This is a genomic window from Pseudomonas caricapapayae, from assembly GCF_001400735.1.
Classification (GTDB): domain Bacteria; phylum Pseudomonadota; class Gammaproteobacteria; order Pseudomonadales; family Pseudomonadaceae; genus Aquipseudomonas; species Aquipseudomonas caricapapayae.
The window spans coordinates 41,993-59,561 of record NZ_LJPW01000141.1 but is presented as its reverse complement, the minus strand read 5'-3'; the positions used below and the strand labels follow the sequence as shown (position 1 = coordinate 59,561).

Here is a 17,569-nt window from a genome sequence, read left to right as displayed (position 1 = left end):
GAAGCCAGGCATGATCGCGTATTGCCGACGGTCACGCCACAGCACCTGGCTTATGTGATCTATACCTCGGGTTCGACCGGTCAGCCCAAGGGCGTGATGATCGAGCATCGCGCCATTGTGAACCGCCTGTTGTGGGCACAGGACCAATATCGGCTGAGTCGCGAAGACCGTGTCTTGCAAAAGACACCGTTCGGTTTTGACGTGTCGGTCTGGGAATTTTTTCTACCCTTGCTCGCGGGTGCGCAATTGGTGATCGCGCGTCCGGGAGGCCATCAGGACCCCGAGTATCTGGCCGGGTTGATCGCAGACTCGGGTGTCACGATATTGCATTTCGTACCGTCCATGTTACAGAGCTTCCTCAATCAGGCTGGCCCGCTGGCCTGTAGCACATTGCGGCAGGTGTTCTGTAGCGGCGAGGCGTTGCCCTATAGTTTGCAAAAGCACTTCGAGCAACGCTTTGCACATGTGCAATTGCACAACCTGTATGGCCCCACTGAAGCCGCTGTCGACGTCACCTACTGGCACTGTGTGCCCGACCTGCATGCGGGGATCGTGCCGATCGGCCGGCCGGTCGCCAATACCCGGATGTATCTGCTGGACCCGCACATGCAACCGGTCCCGGTTGGCGTCTGCGGCGAGATTTATATCGCGGGTGTACAGCTCGCGCGCGGCTATTTGAATCGTGATGCGCTGACCGCAGAGCGGTTCGTGAAAGACCGTTTCAGCAACGACCCGACGGCGCGGATGTACAGGAGCGGCGATTTGGGTCGTTGGCTGGCGGACGGCAATATCGAGTACCTGGGACGCAACGACGATCAGGTCAAGCTCCGTGGCTTCCGTATCGAGCTGGGCGAGATTGAGGCGCAGCTGGCTGAGTGCCCTGGTGTCGGAGAGGCGGTGGTGATTGCCCGGGAAGACACGCCGGGTGACAAACGTCTGATCGCGTATTACACGACGCGAGAAGCGAAAGAGATCATTGCGGTGCAGACGCTACGGGCGGCCTTGCAGGCGAGTCTTCCGGAGTACATGGTGCCGGCCGCGTATGTGAAATTGCCGGGGTGGCCGCTGACACCTAACGGCAAGCTGAATCGCCGGGCGTTGCCTGTGCCGGAGGCTGACGCTTATGTGAGCCGCGGCTACGAAGCGCCGTGCGGGACGGTGGAGACGGCGATTGCCGAAATCTGGCAGGAGCTGCTTGGCGTCGAACGGGTGGGTCGCCACGATCACTTCTTCGAACTGGGTGGGCATTCGCTACTGGCCGTCAGTCTGATGGGCCGGATGCGTCAAGCGGGACTGTCGGCGGATGTGCGGCTGCTGTTTGCCCAGCCAACCCTTTCGGCGTTTGCCGAGGTATTGGGTAACAGTCATGAGGTAGAAGTGCCCGCCAACGGAATCGTGGTCGGGTGCACACGAATTACACCGTCGATGTTGCCGCTCGCGGACCTGAGCGAGGATGCCATCGAGCGGATTGTGCGTGCTGTGCCAGGCGGGACGGCGAACGTCCAGGATATCTATGCACTGGCGCCACTGCAGGAAGGGGTGTTGTTCCACCACCTGGCGTCGGTCGAGGGTGACCCCTATTTGCTAAATACGCGTTTTGCGCTGCCAAGCGAAGACCACCTGAAGGCGTTTGTCCGGGCACTTCAGGGTGTGATTGCCAGGCATGACATCTTGAGAACGGCCGTGCTGTGGGAGGGGCTGGACGAGCCGGTTCAGACAGTCTGGCGCGAAGCGCCATTGGCCGTTGAAGCGTTGGAGCTGAAGGCGGCCGACGGAGACATCGAACAGCAACTCCAGGAGCGCTTCGACCCCAGGCATTACCGGCTGGATTTGACGAAAGCGCCCTTGATTAAGATGGCTTACGCCTACGACGAAGCGAATAGACGCTGGGTGGCGATTCTGCTGTTTCACCATATGGTGCTGGACCATACGGCGCTGGAAGTGGTGCAACATGAGGTACAGGCGGATCTGCTGGGGCAGGCAGCCGGACTGCCGGATTCGGTACCCTATCGCAACCATGTGGCGCAGGCGCGACTGGGCGTAAGCCAAGCGGCGCATGAAGCGTTCTTCCAGGAAATGCTCGGTCGGGTGACGGAGCCGACGCTGCCATTCGGTTTGCACGATGTGCAGGGTGACGGTCGGGACATCAAGCAATCCAGGCAGGCGGTGGCCGCAGAGCTGGCGGGCAGGATCCGCCGGCAAGCCAAGAGTCTGGGCGTAAGTGCTGCCAGCCTGCATCATCTGGCCTGGGCGCAGGTGCTGGGGCGCACGTCGGGCCAGGAAGACGTGGTGTTCGGTACGGTGTTGCTGGGACGCATGCAGGGTGGCGATGGTGCCGACCGCTCGTTGGGGATGTTCATCAACACCTTGCCGTTGTGCTTGAACGTCGGTGAGCAAGGCGTGCGAGAGGGGGTGAAGGCCACGCATGCCCGCCTGACCGCGCTGCTCGGTCACGAACATGCGTCGTTGGCGCTGGCGCAACGCTGCAGCGCCATTGCTCCGCCGTTGCCGCTGTTCAGCGCGCTGCTGAATTACCGCCACAGCGCCGAGCCGCAAGTCTCGGACCAGGGAGACCGCGCTTGGGGCGGAATCGAGGTCCTGGGCTGGAATGAGCGAACCAACTATCCGCTGACACTGGCTGTGGACGATCTGGGCGAGGGCTTTGCACTGACCGTTCAAGCCACGGCGGGGATCGATCCGCAGCGGGTATGTGCTTACATGGAGACGGCGCTGGAGAGTCTGGTCGACGCGCTGGAACACTCACCTGAGTCGTTGCTGCGCAGTCTGGAGATGCTGCCGCGATCCGAGCGTCAGTTGCTGCAGGAGTGGAATGCGACGGCCGTGGATTATCCGCAAGGCACCAGCGTCCATCAGTTATTCGAAGCGCAAGTAGAAAAAACGCCAGAAGCGATTGCGCTGGTATTTGAGGCGCGCACATTCACTTATGCGCAACTGAATGCGCGCGCCAACCAGTTGGCGCATCATCTGATCGGCCTGGGCATCGGGCCGGATGGCCGGGTGGCGATCTGCGTAGAGCGAAGCCCGGAAATGGTGGTGGGCTTGCTGGGGATCCTGAAGGCGGGTGCTGCCTACGTGCCGCTGGACCCGGCGTATCCGGAGCAGCGGTTGCGCTACATGCTGGAAGACAGCGCGCCGGCGGCGGTGCTGGTACAGAGCGCGACCCGGGCGTTGCTGGGAGAGTTGGCCGTGCCGCTGCTGGACCTGGAAGGCGGGTGCTGGGAAGCTGAGGCTGACCATGATCCAGTGGCGCGAGCCGTCAAGCCGGATCATCTGGCCTATGTGATCTACACCTCAGGCTCGAGCGGCCAACCCAAGGGCGTGTTGATCGAGCAAAGGGGCTTTCTAAACCTGATGCACTGGTATCTGGCCGAGCTGAACCTGGCGTCCGATGATGCCGTACTGCTTGTTTCCTCCTATAGCTTCGATCTGACGCAAAAAAATATTCTCGGTCCGTTATTGGTCGGTGGAACACTGCACCTGGCAAGAGAGGCTTTCATTCCCGAGGTGCTGCTGGAGCAGATTCAACGCGAGCGTATTACCCACATCAATCTTTCACCCAGTGCGTTCAACACGCTCATCGATGCAAACGATTCAAGGCAACTTGACAGCATTCGCCGGGTGGTACTGGGCGGAGAGCCTATTCAAGTCGCCAGGCTGGAAATGCTTCCCGAGCCGAGGCCCGAATTCATTAACAGTTACGGGCCCACGGAGTGTAGCGACGTGGTGGCCTGGCATAGACTGGTTGACGATATCGACTGTTATCGGTCTTCGGTATTTCCAATCGGCCGTCCGATCGCGAACACACGGATTTACCTGCTGGATACACACGGCCAGCCGGTGCCCATTGGGGTCAGCGGCGAGATCCATATCGGCGGTATTGGCGTTGCCCGTGGCTATCTGAATCTGCCGGAACTGACGGCGGAGCGTTTTCTGGAAGACCCGTTCAGTGCCGAGCCGGCGGCGCGGATGTACAGGAGCGGCGATCTGGGGCGCTGGCTGGCAGACGGCAATATCGAGTACCTGGGGCGTAACGACGATCAGGTCAAGCTCCGGGGCTACCGTATCGAGCTGGGCGAGATCGAGTCGAAACTGTCTGAGTGTCCCGGGGTCAGGGAAGCGGTGGTGCTGGTGCGCGAGCACCGTCCAGGCGACAAACGCCTGGTGGCGTACCTGACGGCGCAGGAAGGTGTCGAGTTGTCGGCGGCGCAGTTGCGCGAGCAACTGTCGCAAGGGCTGGCGGAGTACATGATCCCGAGTGCCTTTGTAACGCTGGCGCGTTTCCCGCTAACGCCAAACGGCAAGCTGGATCGTCGGGCATTGCCGGCGCCGGAGGACGACGCTTATGCCAGTCGTGATTACCAGGCGCCGGCAGGTGAAATCGAACATGCGCTGGCGGAGATCTGGCAGGCATTGCTGGGGCTGGAGCGTGTCGGTCGCCACGACCACTTCTTCGAACTGGGTGGCCATTCGTTACTGGCGGTGCAACTGGTGTCGCGTCTGCGTCAGCGCTTCGAAGTCGAGGTGGCACTGCGGGATGTGTTTGCCGAGCCGACACTGCAAGGTCTGGCACGCCAGGTGGCGAACGCCCGGTTCTCGGCGCAGACGCCGTTGACGTTGACGTTGTTGACGCCGGTGGATCGCAATCTGCCATTGCCGCTGTCGTGGGCGCAACAACGCTTGTGGTTCCTCGATCAACTGGACCGTGCGGCAGGGGCTGCTTATCACATCCCGGCGGGACTGCGCTTACGCGGCCGATTGGACAGCGAGGCCTTGCAGGCCACGCTGGACCGGATCGTGGCGCGCCACGAAACCCTGCGCACCCACTTTGCCTTGCACGAGGGCCAAGCGATCCAGATGATCGCGCCGGCGACTCAAGGGTTCGCCCTGATCACCCATGACCTGTGCGCTCTGGACAGCGCGGCGCAACACGAGGCGGTGGAGCGGCTCGCTGGCGAGGAGGCGCTGGCGCCATTCGACTTGTCGAGCGGTCCGCTGATTCGCGGGCGGCTTGTGCAACTGTCGCAGACGGAGCACATCCTGTTGGTGACGCAGCACCATATCGTTTCGGACGGTTGGTCGACGGGCGTTCTGCTGCAGGAAATCGGTACGTTGTACCGGGCCTTCAGCCAGGGGCTGCCCGACCCTCTGCCGGCACTGGCCTTCCAGTATGTCGACTACGCGGCGTGGCAGCGGCAATGGTTGCAGGGCGAAACCCTGCAAACGCAGGTCGAGTTCTGGCGGCAGCACCTGAGCGGTGCACCAGCCTTGCTGGAGCTGCCAACCGACCACCGTCGCCCACTGTTGCGCAGTTATGCCGGCGGGCGTGTGAGCCTGGCCCTGAGCCCGGCATTGACGGCAGGGTTGCGGCAGTTGGGTCAGCGTCACGGTGCGACGCTGTTCATGACCTTGCTGGTGGGCTGGTCGAGTCTGCTGAGCCGCTTCAGCGGGCAGGACGATGTGGTGATCGGCACGCCGGTGGCAAATCGTCCGCGCAGCGAACTGGAGTCGCTGATCGGCTTCTTCGTCAACACACTGGCGCTGCGCATCAGGCCGCAAGGGCACCTGAGCGTGGCGGCGTTGGTGGAGCAGGTCAAGGCGGTCATGCTGGCGGCGCATGCGCATCAGGACCTGCCGTTCGAGCAGGTGGTGGAGGCGCTGCAGCGCCCGCGCAGCCTGGGCCATAGCCCGATCTTCCAGGTCATGCTGGCGCTGAACAACACCCCGGGCGGCGGCGAACTCAGTCTGCCAGAGCTGAGCCTGGAGCCGCTGCAAGCGCCGCACACGACGGCCCAGTTCGACCTGTCGCTTGCGCTGGTCGAGGCGGATGGCGGGTTGATCGGCTCTCTGGAATACGCGAGTGATCTGTTCGAGCGTGCGACGATCGAGCGGATGGCGGGGCACCTGCAAGTGCTCCTGGAAGGCATGGTGGCGGATGATCAACAGTCGGTCGGAGAACTGCCGCTGCTGTCCTGCGAGCAACGTCGGCAGGTGTTGGAGTCGTTCAACGATACGGCAGCGGCCTACCCGTCGGACAAGTTGATTCATCAACTGTTCGAGGAGCAGGTGGCACAACAGCCGGATGCCCTGGCGGTGGTTGATGAAACCGGAAGCCTGACCTATGGCGAACTCAACGCCCGGGCGAATCGACTGGCACATTATCTGATCGGCCTGGGTATCCAGCCGGATGATCGGGTTGCGATCTGTGCGCAGCGCAGCCTGGAAATGGTGGTGGGCTTGCTGGGTATTCTGAAGGCGGGCGGTGCGTATGTGCCGCTGGACCCTGGGTATCCGCCTGAGCGGTTGCGCTACATGCTGGAAGACAGCGCACCGGTGGCGGTGCTGGTGCAGGCCGAGACCCGGAGGTTACTGGGCGAGTTGGCGGTGCGGACGCTTGATCTGCAAGAGGGCGACTGGGAGGTTGAGGCTGACCACAATCCCGTGGTAACGGCCATCACGCCGCAACACCTGGCCTATGTGATCTATACCTCGGGTTCCACTGGTAAACCCAAAGGCGTGGCTAACCAGCATGACGGCGTCGTCAACCGGTTGTGGTGGGCGCAGAGCGAATACCGGATTGGAGCCGACGATCGTGTCTTGCAGAAGACGCCCTTCGGCTTCGATGTATCGGTCTGGGAGATCTTCCTGCCTCTGCTGGCCGGGGCACAACTGGTCATGGCCCGCCCCGGCGGGCATCAAGACCCTCACTACCTGATGGAGGTGATCGAGCGCCGAAGCATCAGCATGCTGCACTTTGTTCCTTCCATGCTGCAGGCCTTCGTCAATCAGACGCCAGCAGGGCGGTGTTCGACGCTCAAGCGAGTACTTTGCAGTGGTGAAGCGCTGCCGCATGCTTTGCTATTGCAAGGCCAGGCACATTTCCCGAAAAGCGAGTTGCACAATCTGTACGGCCCCACCGAAGCAGCCATTGACGTTACTGCATGGCATTACGTGGCAGAGCAGGATATCGGTATCGTTCCGATCGGCCGTCCGATAGCGAATACACAGATTTACCTGTTGGATGCGCACGGCCAGCCGGTACCCATCGGGGTCAGCGGCGAGATCCATATCGGCGGTATTGGGGTTGCTCGTGGTTATCTGAATCGACCGGAATTGACGGCGGATCGTTTCTTGGAGGATCCGTTCAGTGCCCAGCCGGCGGCGCGGATGTACAGGAGCGGCGATCTGGGGCGCTGGCTGGCAGACGGCAATATCGAGTACCTGGGGCGTAACGACGATCAGGTCAAGCTCCGGGGCTACCGTATCGAACTGGGCGAGATCGAGTCGCAGCTTGCGGGTTGCCTCGGGGTCAGGGAGGCGGTGGTATTGGCGCGCGAGCACTGTCCCGGAGACAAACGCCTCGTGGCGTATTTGACGGCGCAGGAAGGCGCCGTGTTGTCGGCGGCACAGTTGCGCGAGCAACTGTCGCAAGGGCTGGCGGAGTACATGATTCCGAGCGCCTTTGTAACGCTGACGCATTTCCCGCAAACGCCGAACGGCAAGCTGGATCGACGGGCATTGCCAGCACCGGAGGATGACGCTTATGCCAGTCGTGGTTACGAGGCGCCGGTAGGTGAAATCGAACATGCGCTGGCGGAGATCTGGCAGGCATTGCTGGGGCTGGAGCGGGTGGGTCGCCATGACCACTTCTTCGAACTGGGCGGGCATTCGCTGCTGGCAGTGCAACTGGTTTCGTGCCTGCGTCAGCGCTTCGAGGTCGAAGTGGCGTTAGGCGATCTGTTCATGCACCCGACAATCTGTGAACTTGCCGCGTCTTGCCATAGCGGTTTGAACAAGGCCCTGCATCCGAATCTAACCACCATTCGCAAAGAGGGAGCTCAACATCCGTTGTTCCTTATTCATGAAGGCTCAGGGGATATCGGCTATGCCCAACAGTTGGCAAAGCAAATTCCCTCTGACATTCCGGTGTATGGATTTTCGGCGAGCGGACTGCAAAGTGGAGAGGAACACCTCACCACTATCGAGGCAATGGCCTCACGCTACATTGAGGGTATCCGCCAGATACAGCCACAGGGGCCGTATCGCGTGGCCGGGTGGTCTGCCGGGGGAACGATCGCCTATGAAATTGCCCATCAACTGATAGGGGCCGGTGCTACGGTAGAATTCCTCGGGCTTGTCGACACCACCAGCGAGTATCGGCATTTGTTTGATGCGCAGGAGGGTGGGTACGCTCATCTTGATGAGAAGCCGGATTTCGACGAGATCGAAGCCTTGTTGAGACTTCTGCCGCCTGATGTACGACAGGGGCCTGTCAGACACTTGGCTGCTGCTCGGGATTTCGAGGCCTTGTTGGCTTTTACGCAAGTTCAAGGTTTGCTTCCTGAAGGTATAGAGAGTGATCTTGCAAAAAGATACCTGGCACTGATCCGCAGTATCGGTCTGGCGCTCTACCGTTACAGGGCGCCTGCGCTACCGGTGCGTGTCACTTTATTCTCAGCAATGGGAGAAAACCGTAGTGATATCAGCATTGGTTGGGAGGCGCTGATGCCCAAGGAGCAGTTGCAAGTCATCTCTATCATGGGAACTCATCACTCCATTGTGAAAGAGCCCGACATTCGCCAGCTGGGGCGGGCGATCCTTGAGGCAGTTACCAATAATGGGAGGGTCAGCCAAACCAGATTGCCTTTGGAAACCGTTTAGTTTCGTTTGACCTTCCCTCTGCCATCACCCGTCGTCCTGGTCTTTGCCGTACGGGATGATGGCCGATAGGAAGGTCAGGCAAGACAAAAACAGGCGAGGCCCGGCCGGAGTCGCGTTCGACCAGAATTAAGCGAGTCACACAACGCCCAGGAGGGCAAAGCAAATGGCTGTGGTTATCGATATCCAATCATTGCTCCCGCGCATTGCTGCCGTTGGTTCTGCGCTTGATGTGTTGGCCAGCGTCACTGATGCGAGTGAGCGTGTGGCAGAAGGCGCACGTGTTAAGCGACTGGGTGTACCCCAGCTTGAAATTGAGGCCACCTATCACTATGCCAAAGGCTTCGTGCAGGCGTTAGCACATGTCGAACTGTGCTCAACGACAGAAGCTGAAAGGCTTTCCAAACAGGTAGGACAATAGGGGCGATTCACTTAATGTAAAAAAAATGTAATAAAAGATCTGGAAGATCTTTATATGCTAATTCAAGGCTGCGCCCTGTGTGTTTTTTTATAGGTAGAAAATGGAATCCCGATGAAAATGCAACAGCTCTTTCAGCATCTCGGCAAACTGATCTCTGGTATTGGAAGCCGCCAGTTTGCCCGCTTGCTCCACGAGATTATCACCGCTTCGCTACCAGTGGACGCGACCCATGTCATTCAGGGAGTCAGTCGATCTAGGAATGAAGTAACCGGCACTCCTACCCTTGGTGCCTTTGGTGAAAGTCTACAAAAGGTGCTCAACCCGGGGATCGAAAGGAGACGTCTGGTGCCGGTTCTATTGAGCCCGACAGAACTGGCAGATAAGCGTGTCGACAGATCCATCAGGTTTGAGTCGTCCGCCTACAACGGGCCAGAAAAGCCAAGTCATTCGCTCCCTCATACATCTCTCCTTCAGATACATATCGCCCACCCGGGAAAAAGTGATTACGTACTGTCGGTCTATCGATCACCTTCAGCCAAGGCATTCACCTGTCAGGAGCGCGCCCGGCTCAAGGAACTGTCTTTGGTCGTATTGCCCATCGTGAAACAGCATATCGCTACCGTGACACCTACCCTTGTTTCGACAAGCCCACCGCCTGTCGCGATAAGCCTTAAAAACATAGAGACCATGGAAGGAATGCGTCAGCGTTTCCTTGGCCGCCTAGATGCATTGGCGCTGAGCCTGTCTTCTCGAGAAACCGAAGTGTGCGTCGGGCTGTTGGCCGGTCTCACGATGCCTCAACTGGCAAACAGTCTTGATCTGAAAGTCACCACGGTGGACAGCTACTACAAGCGCGCAGCCGTAAAAATGGGCCTCTCTGGTCGTAGTGCTCTACTCCGCTGGTTGTATTCCGAGCATCGCGTGGCGCATCCCACCCCTGCCGATATGTTTCAGGCGGCTGTCTGAGCAGAAGACGAATTTGTGGTGAATTGGTTAAGGAGGGGAGCCTAGAGAATTCGAAGGCGCGAGGGAGTTGTGCTATTGCTGATGCGGAGTTGGCCCACACGCCGATTTGGCGTTGTCCCATAAGTATTCAGCCCCAAGTCAGACCTGCTAACCAGCCTGATTACACAGGCTAAGAGGCGTTCTATTCTACAGTTTCCACATCAGCCTTAGCAGTATCAGGTATGCACAAGCACAAGTTTGATGCCCAAAGCAATGAAGGGAAAGCTTAATTTCTACAGTACGTCGGGCTCACTAATACCCGCATCTGGCACTCTGGATTTTTCATTCTGCGCATAACAACCACTTGACCAGTCCATGGCGACCGCTGATACCCAGCTTGGCAGCGGACCGTCTCAGGTAGGTTTCCACAGAACTCTTTTTGAGGCAAAGTTGTTCTGCAATGTCAGCAACTCTGCTGCCTGCCAAAAACTCCAAACAGGCCTCCTTCTCCCGTGCCGAGAGCGAGACGTCGCAAGCACGTAAGCGTACGTTGAAGTCGTATCGCAATTGATCATACTCAAAGGAAGACATGCCATTCGACCGCGAATCACCAGCCCTTTTCACACCGGACTGGCGGTGGACGCGAGCATGACGTTCCGATAAAGGCAGGAGGGCCTCGGAGAGGCATTTCAAAACAGACAGTTCTTGCAACGAATAATCTTTGTCGCCTATCGGGCGGTGCAACGAGATCACGCAACAGCGATTGGCCTTGCGCGAGATCATGTTGCACTGATGTGAGGTTCCAAGGCAGTCATAGCCCATCTCGTTTTTCATCCGGGCATTCATGTGAATCAGCAAGTCGTCTTCCGCCTCCAGCACGCGCTTGACCAGTGGATGGTCGTTGCGGTGTCTGGCACGTGTGGGGCACACCGTTTGCATCTGCGGATTCGGCTCAGTGCCCGCGTGTCCCAGTAGCTGTACTTCGCTCACCGTCGCTTGGCTATCGTCAACGGTCCACTCGCTGAGTTCCACGCGGCTTACAGCCATTGACGTGTTGATGAACTGGTGCATGTTACTCAAAAACTTGTCATCTCCGACGCTGGAAACCAGCTTCCCGAGCTCCTGGTAAATGTCTGGTTTCACCTCATTTTTGGTATTCGCTTGTTGGTTCATTTGTGCCTCGATGAAGATTAGAATCTTTTGACATTCTGTCGATCAGGCCGTGAATTACTCCCTCCTGGATGCTCATGCCTTACGCGCCTCAATATCACTCTCATCCAGCATGACGTGTGAATGTCGCCCCAAGAAACGATTCCGCTAGAGGTTTCCATTATGCTCCGTTGCACAAAATAGATCTGTCACAGGATATCGGGACATCCTTGCACCCGAGCGGATAGCCTTACTGCATCCCACTGTGCTGGACATTCTGAAGCCGCCACGCCAATCTGCCATGCACGGGCATTCAGCGTGAAGCCAATCCTGCGTTGGTATTTCACTTTGAAAGTTGGCGAATCTTCCGGCCGCTGATTGCGCCGGTCTTACAGTCTCGTGGTACTGATGTTGGTATGGCCCAGCCACATCTGGACCTTGGCGATATCGGGGTTATGTTCCAGAGTGTTGGTTACCGCCGTGGCGCGCATGCCATGCACACCCAACTGCTCGACCTCGATGCCTGCCACGTGTGCCCAGTGCTGATCCGGCATCACTTAGAGATCGAGGTGGGTACGGCAGTGTAGCGATTTGATACTGCCATTATAAAGCGCCGTTTGGGATCGCCCCATCTGGAGCAATCATTCGGCCTGATGGCTAGATCTCGGCAGCACGATGCATTTTCTGATAATCGCAGATTGAGTATTTTTACAAATCTCTAACGCAGACGATCACCCTGACCCGCCGATCCAGCCGGGTAGTACCAGTATTTCGGAGCGTCGATGTCGAGCATCCTGTTGCAGCCACAGGCTGACTAGTTGATAAATGTTATGCAGTAAATACCCGAAAATTGTAACATTGCCAACGTAGGTAACAGTCTCAGTACGTTGACTCAACGTCATCTATATAACCAGACGAGGAAAAGTGAAGTGAAATTAATCACAACGGTAACTACCAGTGTGCTAATGCTCATGAGCGGTGCTCACGCCGAAGGACTGACAACTTCGGCGGACGGTAAAGAACTGACCGTCAGCTTCGGTCAGCCCACCATTAAGCAAGTGCTGCATTACCGTAAAATGTATGACAAAAAACCTTTCCCCGATGCCGAAATTTATTACTACGACAACGGCACCTACAAACTCATTTCGCAGGGTGAAAACCACTATGGCGTTTACTCCATCCAGGGCAATGTAGATGAGGAATCTTTCACCGTGCGGTTCATTTCTCTGCCCTCTAGCGACTGGGGGAATAAAACGGCCTTTCATCAGTTAACGTTCGTCCGTGGAGACAAGGAAAACATGTTCATCCAGAACGCTATTGTTGATACCGGCGAGGCCCTTGCCCAGCAGAACGGCACTTATACCCAAGAAAAAAACACCGTCACGAATCCAGTGTCTACCACGTGGAAAAATAAATAGCCCTGATGGCGATTTAATGGTGATTGTAGTTATATACCCGCCTGGAAAGTTTACCCTGATCTCCGTTGCGCATCCCTGAGGAAACAGCGCGCTGTCACGTAGGTTGGGCGTTTCTCTGGAGGTCGGAAGTCAACCTTCAGCACGTGCTCAGCGCCAGGTGGCTATCGGTATCTCTGAATAAGTCTCTCAAAGCGCTGAATATACGAAGTGCGTTGGAGCGAGGCTGACTTACAGGCACGGACGGAAGGTGAGGGACTGCCGTGGATAGCAGGTGTGGCAGCGGTTCGGCGAGCCGGTCAGGAGAACGTGTAAGGGTGTAGCGTCAGCTCGATTTTTTGGACTGTCGGATCCTGTCTAAACGGGTTTAGGTTAACGGATTGCGCAAAAGTATATCAACCGCGAACACGCCCAGTAACGTACCCGACGCCCAACGGTGCGCGCGCATGGCCGTCGGGCGAGCGGCAAGGAAGCGACTGACTCGGACAGCAGCCAGGACAATCAGACCGTTCAATGTAAGTGCAATTGAGATCTGCACCAGCCCTAACTGTATGTATTGCTTCAGGGTCGAGCCTGCCGAGGGATCAATGAACTGGGGGATCAGTGCGGTATACATCAGTGCTATCTTCGGGTTCAGTAAGTTCGTTACCAGTCCCATGGTGAAAAGCTTACGAGGGGAGTAGGGGGGAAGTTCGCGCGGCTCGAATAGTGAAGCACCGTTAAACATATTCCAGGCTAGGTAGCCTAGGTAGCACGCCCCCCCAAATCGGACTACTTCATAAGCCATCGGGACGGCCTTGAACAGCGCTGCCAGACCCAGACCTGAAGCAATCAGGTAGCAGGCGAATCCCAGAGCGACCCCTGCCAGCGAAATCATACCGGCCATACGCCCTTGTGAAATTGCTCTGGACGTTAGGTAGACCATGATCGGGCCCGGCGTCATGACCATACCCAGTGCGATGATCGCCACACCAATTATATTCTCCAATGGCATCTCAATAGGCTCCTGTTCTCGTGCTCAAGTATTTTTGTGGGTAGCGATTATAGAGTTGAAGGTTATTACTCAATGGGTAGCGGCCTGACCATTGCCGATTGCACAATCCCACGCGTGCTGTGTACCATGACTGTTCCTTTTGAATGAATGTATAAAGCTCGCCAGCGTAATGGAATCGAAATGTAGCACGTTAATGACATTTTTTTAAAAGGCGCATTAGTCTATTTTTATACTGTTTTTATCGTGTTCACTGTTGCTGCTGATTGTAGGGGGATTAAATAGATAGGTAACGTTAAAAGATTTTCACATCTGCATCAGCTTTTTGACGCTGTCGAATTAGTATGATTCGATTAAATCCTGAATTAAGCAAGGCCGCGCAGAAAAAGTCTGCAATGGAATACAGGGACATTGCTTAATATGCAGACCGTCATTTTCGTTTCTCACGATCATAAGGCCACTTCAAAGGCGCAGGGCACATACGGGTCGCTGGGTGAGCCGGCAACCAAGTCCAACGATAAAAATATTAGACCCCGGCCCAAAGACGCTTCAGGTAGTCAACCACCTGCTGAGTCTGTGAGGCCCGCAGAAATATATGTCGAAAAAACATGCACCCGGACACCTCAGCCAGAGAATCATTCAGGTCAAGCTGACGAGTCATTTCAGGCACGCCCCCCTCAACCGTCCAGTCGGGCTCGGCTGCTGATGCCGTTCCCACTTTATACAGAGCCATACCAATATATAACGCTGTGCCGGTACCCCTGACGGTATCCGCCCACCACTGTGTGATGACATCATAGCGGGCAACCTCTCGGGCAACCTCTCGGGCAAACGGCCAGTAGACCTGCGGGGCAATATAATCAATGATGCCGTCAATGACCCATTTTCGCGTGTCTGCATACGCGAAGTCATAGTTGGACGCACCGGCCTGCGTATCAGACCCCAGCGGGTCGTTAGATTTATTCCGCCAGACGCCTGCCGGACTGATACCAAACAAGACATCTGTGTTAACGGCGGCTATTTTTTTATGGCATGCATCAACCAGCGAATACGTGTTATTCCGTCGCCAGTCGGCCTTTGTGGTAAAGGTCGTATTGTAGGTCTGGTAGGACGCATCATCATTGAGCAGGGAATCTGCGGATTCATAATAAAAGTAATCATCGAACTGAATGGCATCAACATCGTATCGAGTGACAATTTCTTCAACAATACGACTCACCCACGCCTGAACTTCAGGTATGCCGGGATTGAGCACAAAGCGCTTCGCTGATGTTCCTGTCCATTCAGGATGCAGTTTAAACACACTGGCCGGCGAGTCAGAGGATGAGTTATTCAACTCTTCTATTGTGGCATCACTGGTGTTCATTGATACGCGGTACGGGTTCACCCATGCGTGCAGCTCAATATGACGAGCGTGTGCCTGCTCAACAGCATAAGCCAGTGGGTCGAAGCCGGGATTTTTCCCGAGGGTTCCCGTCAGGTATTTCGACCATGGAAGCAGGTCTGATGCGTAGAATGCATCTGCGCAGGGAACAACCTGGAATATAACCGCATTCATTTTCATTGCCACAAGGTCATCAAGAATGCTGGTCAACTCTTCTTTCTGCGTATTGACACGTGCAGCCTCATCAGTGATGGCCAGAGATGAGACTGACGGCCAGTCAAGATTCGTAACGGTTGCGACCCAAGTCGCCTTGAGATTTTTCTTCGCGGTCGCCATTGCGGCTTCTCCTTTGTGCTGGGGTCTGAGGAAACGAAATACGCTGTCCATGCATGGGCATTTTGAAATGCCTATTCATTAACGAGTACGACACCTTCCAAGACGCTGGTAGGTAACCATGGCCGAGCAGATCATCGCGATGAGCGAGTTGCTGGGCTGAACGCCTGAAGAACGCCTGCTTGCACAGGCGTTCTTCCGGCATCGTACGTGGACGGCGTGTCAGCTCAGTTGCACGTCTTTCATCGCAGGAATGTAACCGTAGTCATATTCTTCCTGCACGAACGAGCGATCCCCCTTCAACAGGACTCTCACCGTCGGCGCCTCGGTGCCGCCGATACGATAATCCTCACCTTCGGTGGGCACGCTGTCGATGAATGAAGTCACCAGGCCGTTCGGCATGACGCAGTGGGAATACGTCTGGAAAGGCTGCTCGGGCGGATTGCCGAGCACCAGGCCGGAAGCGTTCATTGGCCGGTACGGGCCGAACAAATGTTCGCCGACAAAACCGTAGACACCGTCTGGGCCCGTAATACCATCGGCATACGTAAACTTGTGACTGATGGTGAACAAGTAATACTTGCCGTCCTGAAAGACATAGTGCGGGCGCTCGGTCTGATCGTTCACGCCGACGGCTGTCACCAAGGGCGGAAGTATTTCCCACTCTTCACCAGTGAGATCTTTTGCGACCGCCAGGCCGATACAACCTACCTGGAATCTGGCCCCTCCCACGTCTTCATGACCTGGTGGCACAGGACCCAGTTCGACACTCCCTACTGTGTGCGAACCGCGTTCACCGGCGACGTTGCCTTCAAACACCATATACAACTTGCCGTCATGGGGATCAATGAACGGGCTGGGGTCGCGAAAGTTCCAGGTCGAGTTCTGAGCTTCGGTTTGATAATAGGTGCCGTCGGCCTCGAACAGTTTTTTGACCTGGGTAAAGTCTTTCAACTCCACGCCCTGATCGGACGTCACAATACGGCCACGTACTTTGGCGATCGCTGCGCCGGGCGTGACGCAGGTGTAATAAAGATCAATATCGCCTTTGTCATTCAACAGTATGGGAGTGCCCGCCCACTCTCGGGTGGTGGGCGATACACCCTCGGCCATTACGCGACCACCAAAGATCCAGTCCTTGCCAGTACGCGAGTACCAGTAGCACATGCGTGCGCGGCCATGACGATCTTCCCAGTCACGCTTGATGTCATAACGGCCATTGGCGTCGAGGTATTGCGGATCATTGGGGTGACGGTCAGCCGTCAGGGTCAGGATAACCGACCAGCCGTTTACCGAAACCACCGTGCCATCCAGCTCGCGCAGCGGCATGGTGTCCCAGATGAATACCGTATCACTCATGACCGGGAAGTCCGCACTGACCAGTGGCTGCGTGGTGGTCGGGTCATTTTCATTGACCTTCAGCGCGTCGGCGCGGGACCAGACAGTGGGGGCGTATTTGATGTTACCTACGAGAGGACTATTTTTGTGCTGGATTACAGCAGAGCTGCTAGTGGACATAATTGATACCTTTAAATAGCTTTGGGAGGCAGCAGCGACGCTGCTGTACCTCTTTCGCTCAAAGGCGATAACTCGAGGCTCGCGGCCTTCACATGATTCAGCGTCCCGCAGCGGGGGCACTTGATTTGGAGTTCGGTGTAGTCACCCATGCGAGCCAGCAGCTTCTTGCACTGTCCGCATCGGTAGTCTTTCAACATTTGCACGGGTCTCCTTGTATTTCGCCCAATGAAAAACCCCGCCGAGGCGGGGTTTGGGGTAGATCGCAATGTATCAGTTGGCGCTGTTAAAAAGCCCGTATCCGATGGCTGCCCTGAGGCGCAAATCGCATATCGTGGTGTCTTTTTACTCGCATCCGGAAAGTCTGGAAAGAAGCACTTTCGGGGAAGGTCGAGTTTGGCCGGAGTTCAACAAGAGTTCGACCACAGCTGCGCAATGGACCCGGATAAACGGTGCAAGACAGCGCTTTCATTGATGGCGCGGCGTTCCAGAAAAGGAAGCTGCCCATCAATTCACGATACCAGCTTTTTTTCGTCAAGCGCCAATGCTCTATCTTATTTACGCTTCAAGGCCAAGGAAATCACCTCGCTCAGAGTGGTGTCAGCGTACGATTCGTCCTCGGCGATAAACAGCGAGACCTTGACTGTCGTGCGTGGGCTGACGTGAGTGTCCATAGCCTGGTAAATCGAGTAGGTGTAGTGGGCTGAATACTTTTGGGGCAACGCCAAGTCGGCACATGG

9 protein-coding genes and 2 pseudogenes are annotated in these 17,569 nt (G+C 56.6%); 4 read left to right on the top strand and 7 right to left on the bottom strand.

Going from position 1 to position 17,569, the window contains the following annotated elements; all coding sequences use genetic code 11:
- Nucleotides 1-21: 21 nt before the first annotated feature.
- From ALO80_RS19965 to ALO80_RS19955, 3 genes and pseudogenes are all read left to right on the top strand, one after another.
- Nucleotides 22-8,679, top strand: a pseudogene (locus ALO80_RS19965) (amino acid adenylation domain-containing protein); the annotation flags it as partial.
- Nucleotides 8,680-8,842: 163 nt separating this feature from the next.
- Nucleotides 8,843-9,097, top strand: coding sequence for a hypothetical protein (locus ALO80_RS19960; RefSeq protein WP_055010256.1), 255 nt, complete (start codon nt 8,843-8,845; stop codon nt 9,095-9,097).
- A gap of 111 nt (nt 9,098-9,208) precedes the next feature.
- Complete coding sequence (locus ALO80_RS19955; protein WP_055010255.1) at nt 9,209-10,063, top strand: helix-turn-helix transcriptional regulator; 855 nt, start codon at nt 9,209-9,211, stop codon at nt 10,061-10,063.
- Between the two features lie 321 nt (nt 10,064-10,384).
- Here ALO80_RS19955 and ALO80_RS19950 read toward each other — a convergent pair whose 3' ends face one another.
- Nucleotides 10,385-11,215, bottom strand: a complete 831-nt coding sequence (locus ALO80_RS19950) for a helix-turn-helix transcriptional regulator (RefSeq protein WP_055010254.1) — start codon at nt 11,213-11,215, stop codon at nt 10,385-10,387.
- A 365-nt stretch (nt 11,216-11,580) separates the two neighbouring features.
- Nucleotides 11,581-11,730 (bottom strand): annotated as a pseudogene (locus ALO80_RS29890) (tyrosine-type recombinase/integrase); the annotation flags it as partial.
- 426 nt (nt 11,731-12,156) lie between these two features.
- On the opposite strand from ALO80_RS29890, the gene ALO80_RS19945 reads away from it, so the two are divergent.
- Nucleotides 12,157-12,609, top strand: a complete 453-nt coding sequence (locus ALO80_RS19945; RefSeq protein WP_162491687.1) for a hypothetical protein — start codon at nt 12,157-12,159, stop codon at nt 12,607-12,609.
- Nucleotides 12,610-12,973: 364 nt separating this feature from the next.
- Here the strand turns inward: ALO80_RS19945 and ALO80_RS19940 are convergent, their stop codons facing one another.
- The 5 genes from ALO80_RS19940 to ALO80_RS31325 all read right to left on the bottom strand — a co-directional run bounded on the left by ALO80_RS19940 (nt 12,974) and on the right by ALO80_RS31325 (nt 17,557).
- A complete protein-coding gene (locus tag ALO80_RS19940) occupies nt 12,974-13,600 on the bottom strand; it encodes a LysE family translocator (RefSeq protein WP_055010252.1) in 627 nt (208 codons plus the stop codon).
- A 523-nt stretch (nt 13,601-14,123) separates the two neighbouring features.
- Nucleotides 14,124-15,317 (bottom strand): glycoside hydrolase family 10 protein, encoded by a 1,194-nt coding sequence (locus ALO80_RS19935; RefSeq protein WP_055010251.1) that lies wholly within the window; start codon nt 15,315-15,317, stop codon nt 14,124-14,126.
- A 219-nt stretch (nt 15,318-15,536) separates the two neighbouring features.
- Nucleotides 15,537-16,832 (bottom strand): glycoside hydrolase family 68 protein, encoded by a 1,296-nt coding sequence (locus ALO80_RS19930; protein WP_055010250.1) that lies wholly within the window; start codon nt 16,830-16,832, stop codon nt 15,537-15,539.
- Between the two features lie 11 nt (nt 16,833-16,843).
- On the bottom strand, nt 16,844-17,029 hold the full coding sequence (locus tag ALO80_RS19925) for a Com family DNA-binding transcriptional regulator (protein WP_003317600.1): 186 nt from the start codon (nt 17,027-17,029) through the stop codon (nt 16,844-16,846).
- A 354-nt stretch (nt 17,030-17,383) separates the two neighbouring features.
- The gene (locus ALO80_RS31325) at nt 17,384-17,557 is read right to left on the bottom strand and encodes a hypothetical protein (protein WP_159420673.1); all 174 of its coding nucleotides are present in this window, start codon (nt 17,555-17,557) and stop codon (nt 17,384-17,386) included.
- Nucleotides 17,558-17,569: the final 12 nt, after the last annotated feature.

Excerpts from the sequence above, each read along its gene's own strand:
- ALO80_RS19960 (WP_055010256.1), top strand. The coding sequence starts at position 8,843 with ATGGCTGTGGTTATCGATATCCAATCATTGCTCCCGCGCATTGCTGCC.
- ALO80_RS19955 (WP_055010255.1), top strand. The coding sequence starts at position 9,209 with ATGAAAATGCAACAGCTCTTTCAGCATCTCGGCAAACTGATCTCTGGT.
- ALO80_RS19950 (WP_055010254.1), bottom strand. The coding sequence starts at position 11,215 with ATGAACCAACAAGCGAATACCAAAAATGAGGTGAAACCAGACATTTAC.
- ALO80_RS19945 (WP_162491687.1), top strand. The coding sequence starts at position 12,157 with ATGCTCATGAGCGGTGCTCACGCCGAAGGACTGACAACTTCGGCGGAC.
- ALO80_RS19940 (WP_055010252.1), bottom strand. The coding sequence starts at position 13,600 with ATGCCATTGGAGAATATAATTGGTGTGGCGATCATCGCACTGGGTATG.
- ALO80_RS19935 (WP_055010251.1), bottom strand. The coding sequence starts at position 15,317 with ATGGCGACCGCGAAGAAAAATCTCAAGGCGACTTGGGTCGCAACCGTT.
- ALO80_RS19930 (WP_055010250.1), bottom strand. The coding sequence starts at position 16,832 with ATGTCCACTAGCAGCTCTGCTGTAATCCAGCACAAAAATAGTCCTCTC.
- ALO80_RS19925 (WP_003317600.1), bottom strand. The coding sequence starts at position 17,029 with ATGTTGAAAGACTACCGATGCGGACAGTGCAAGAAGCTGCTGGCTCGC.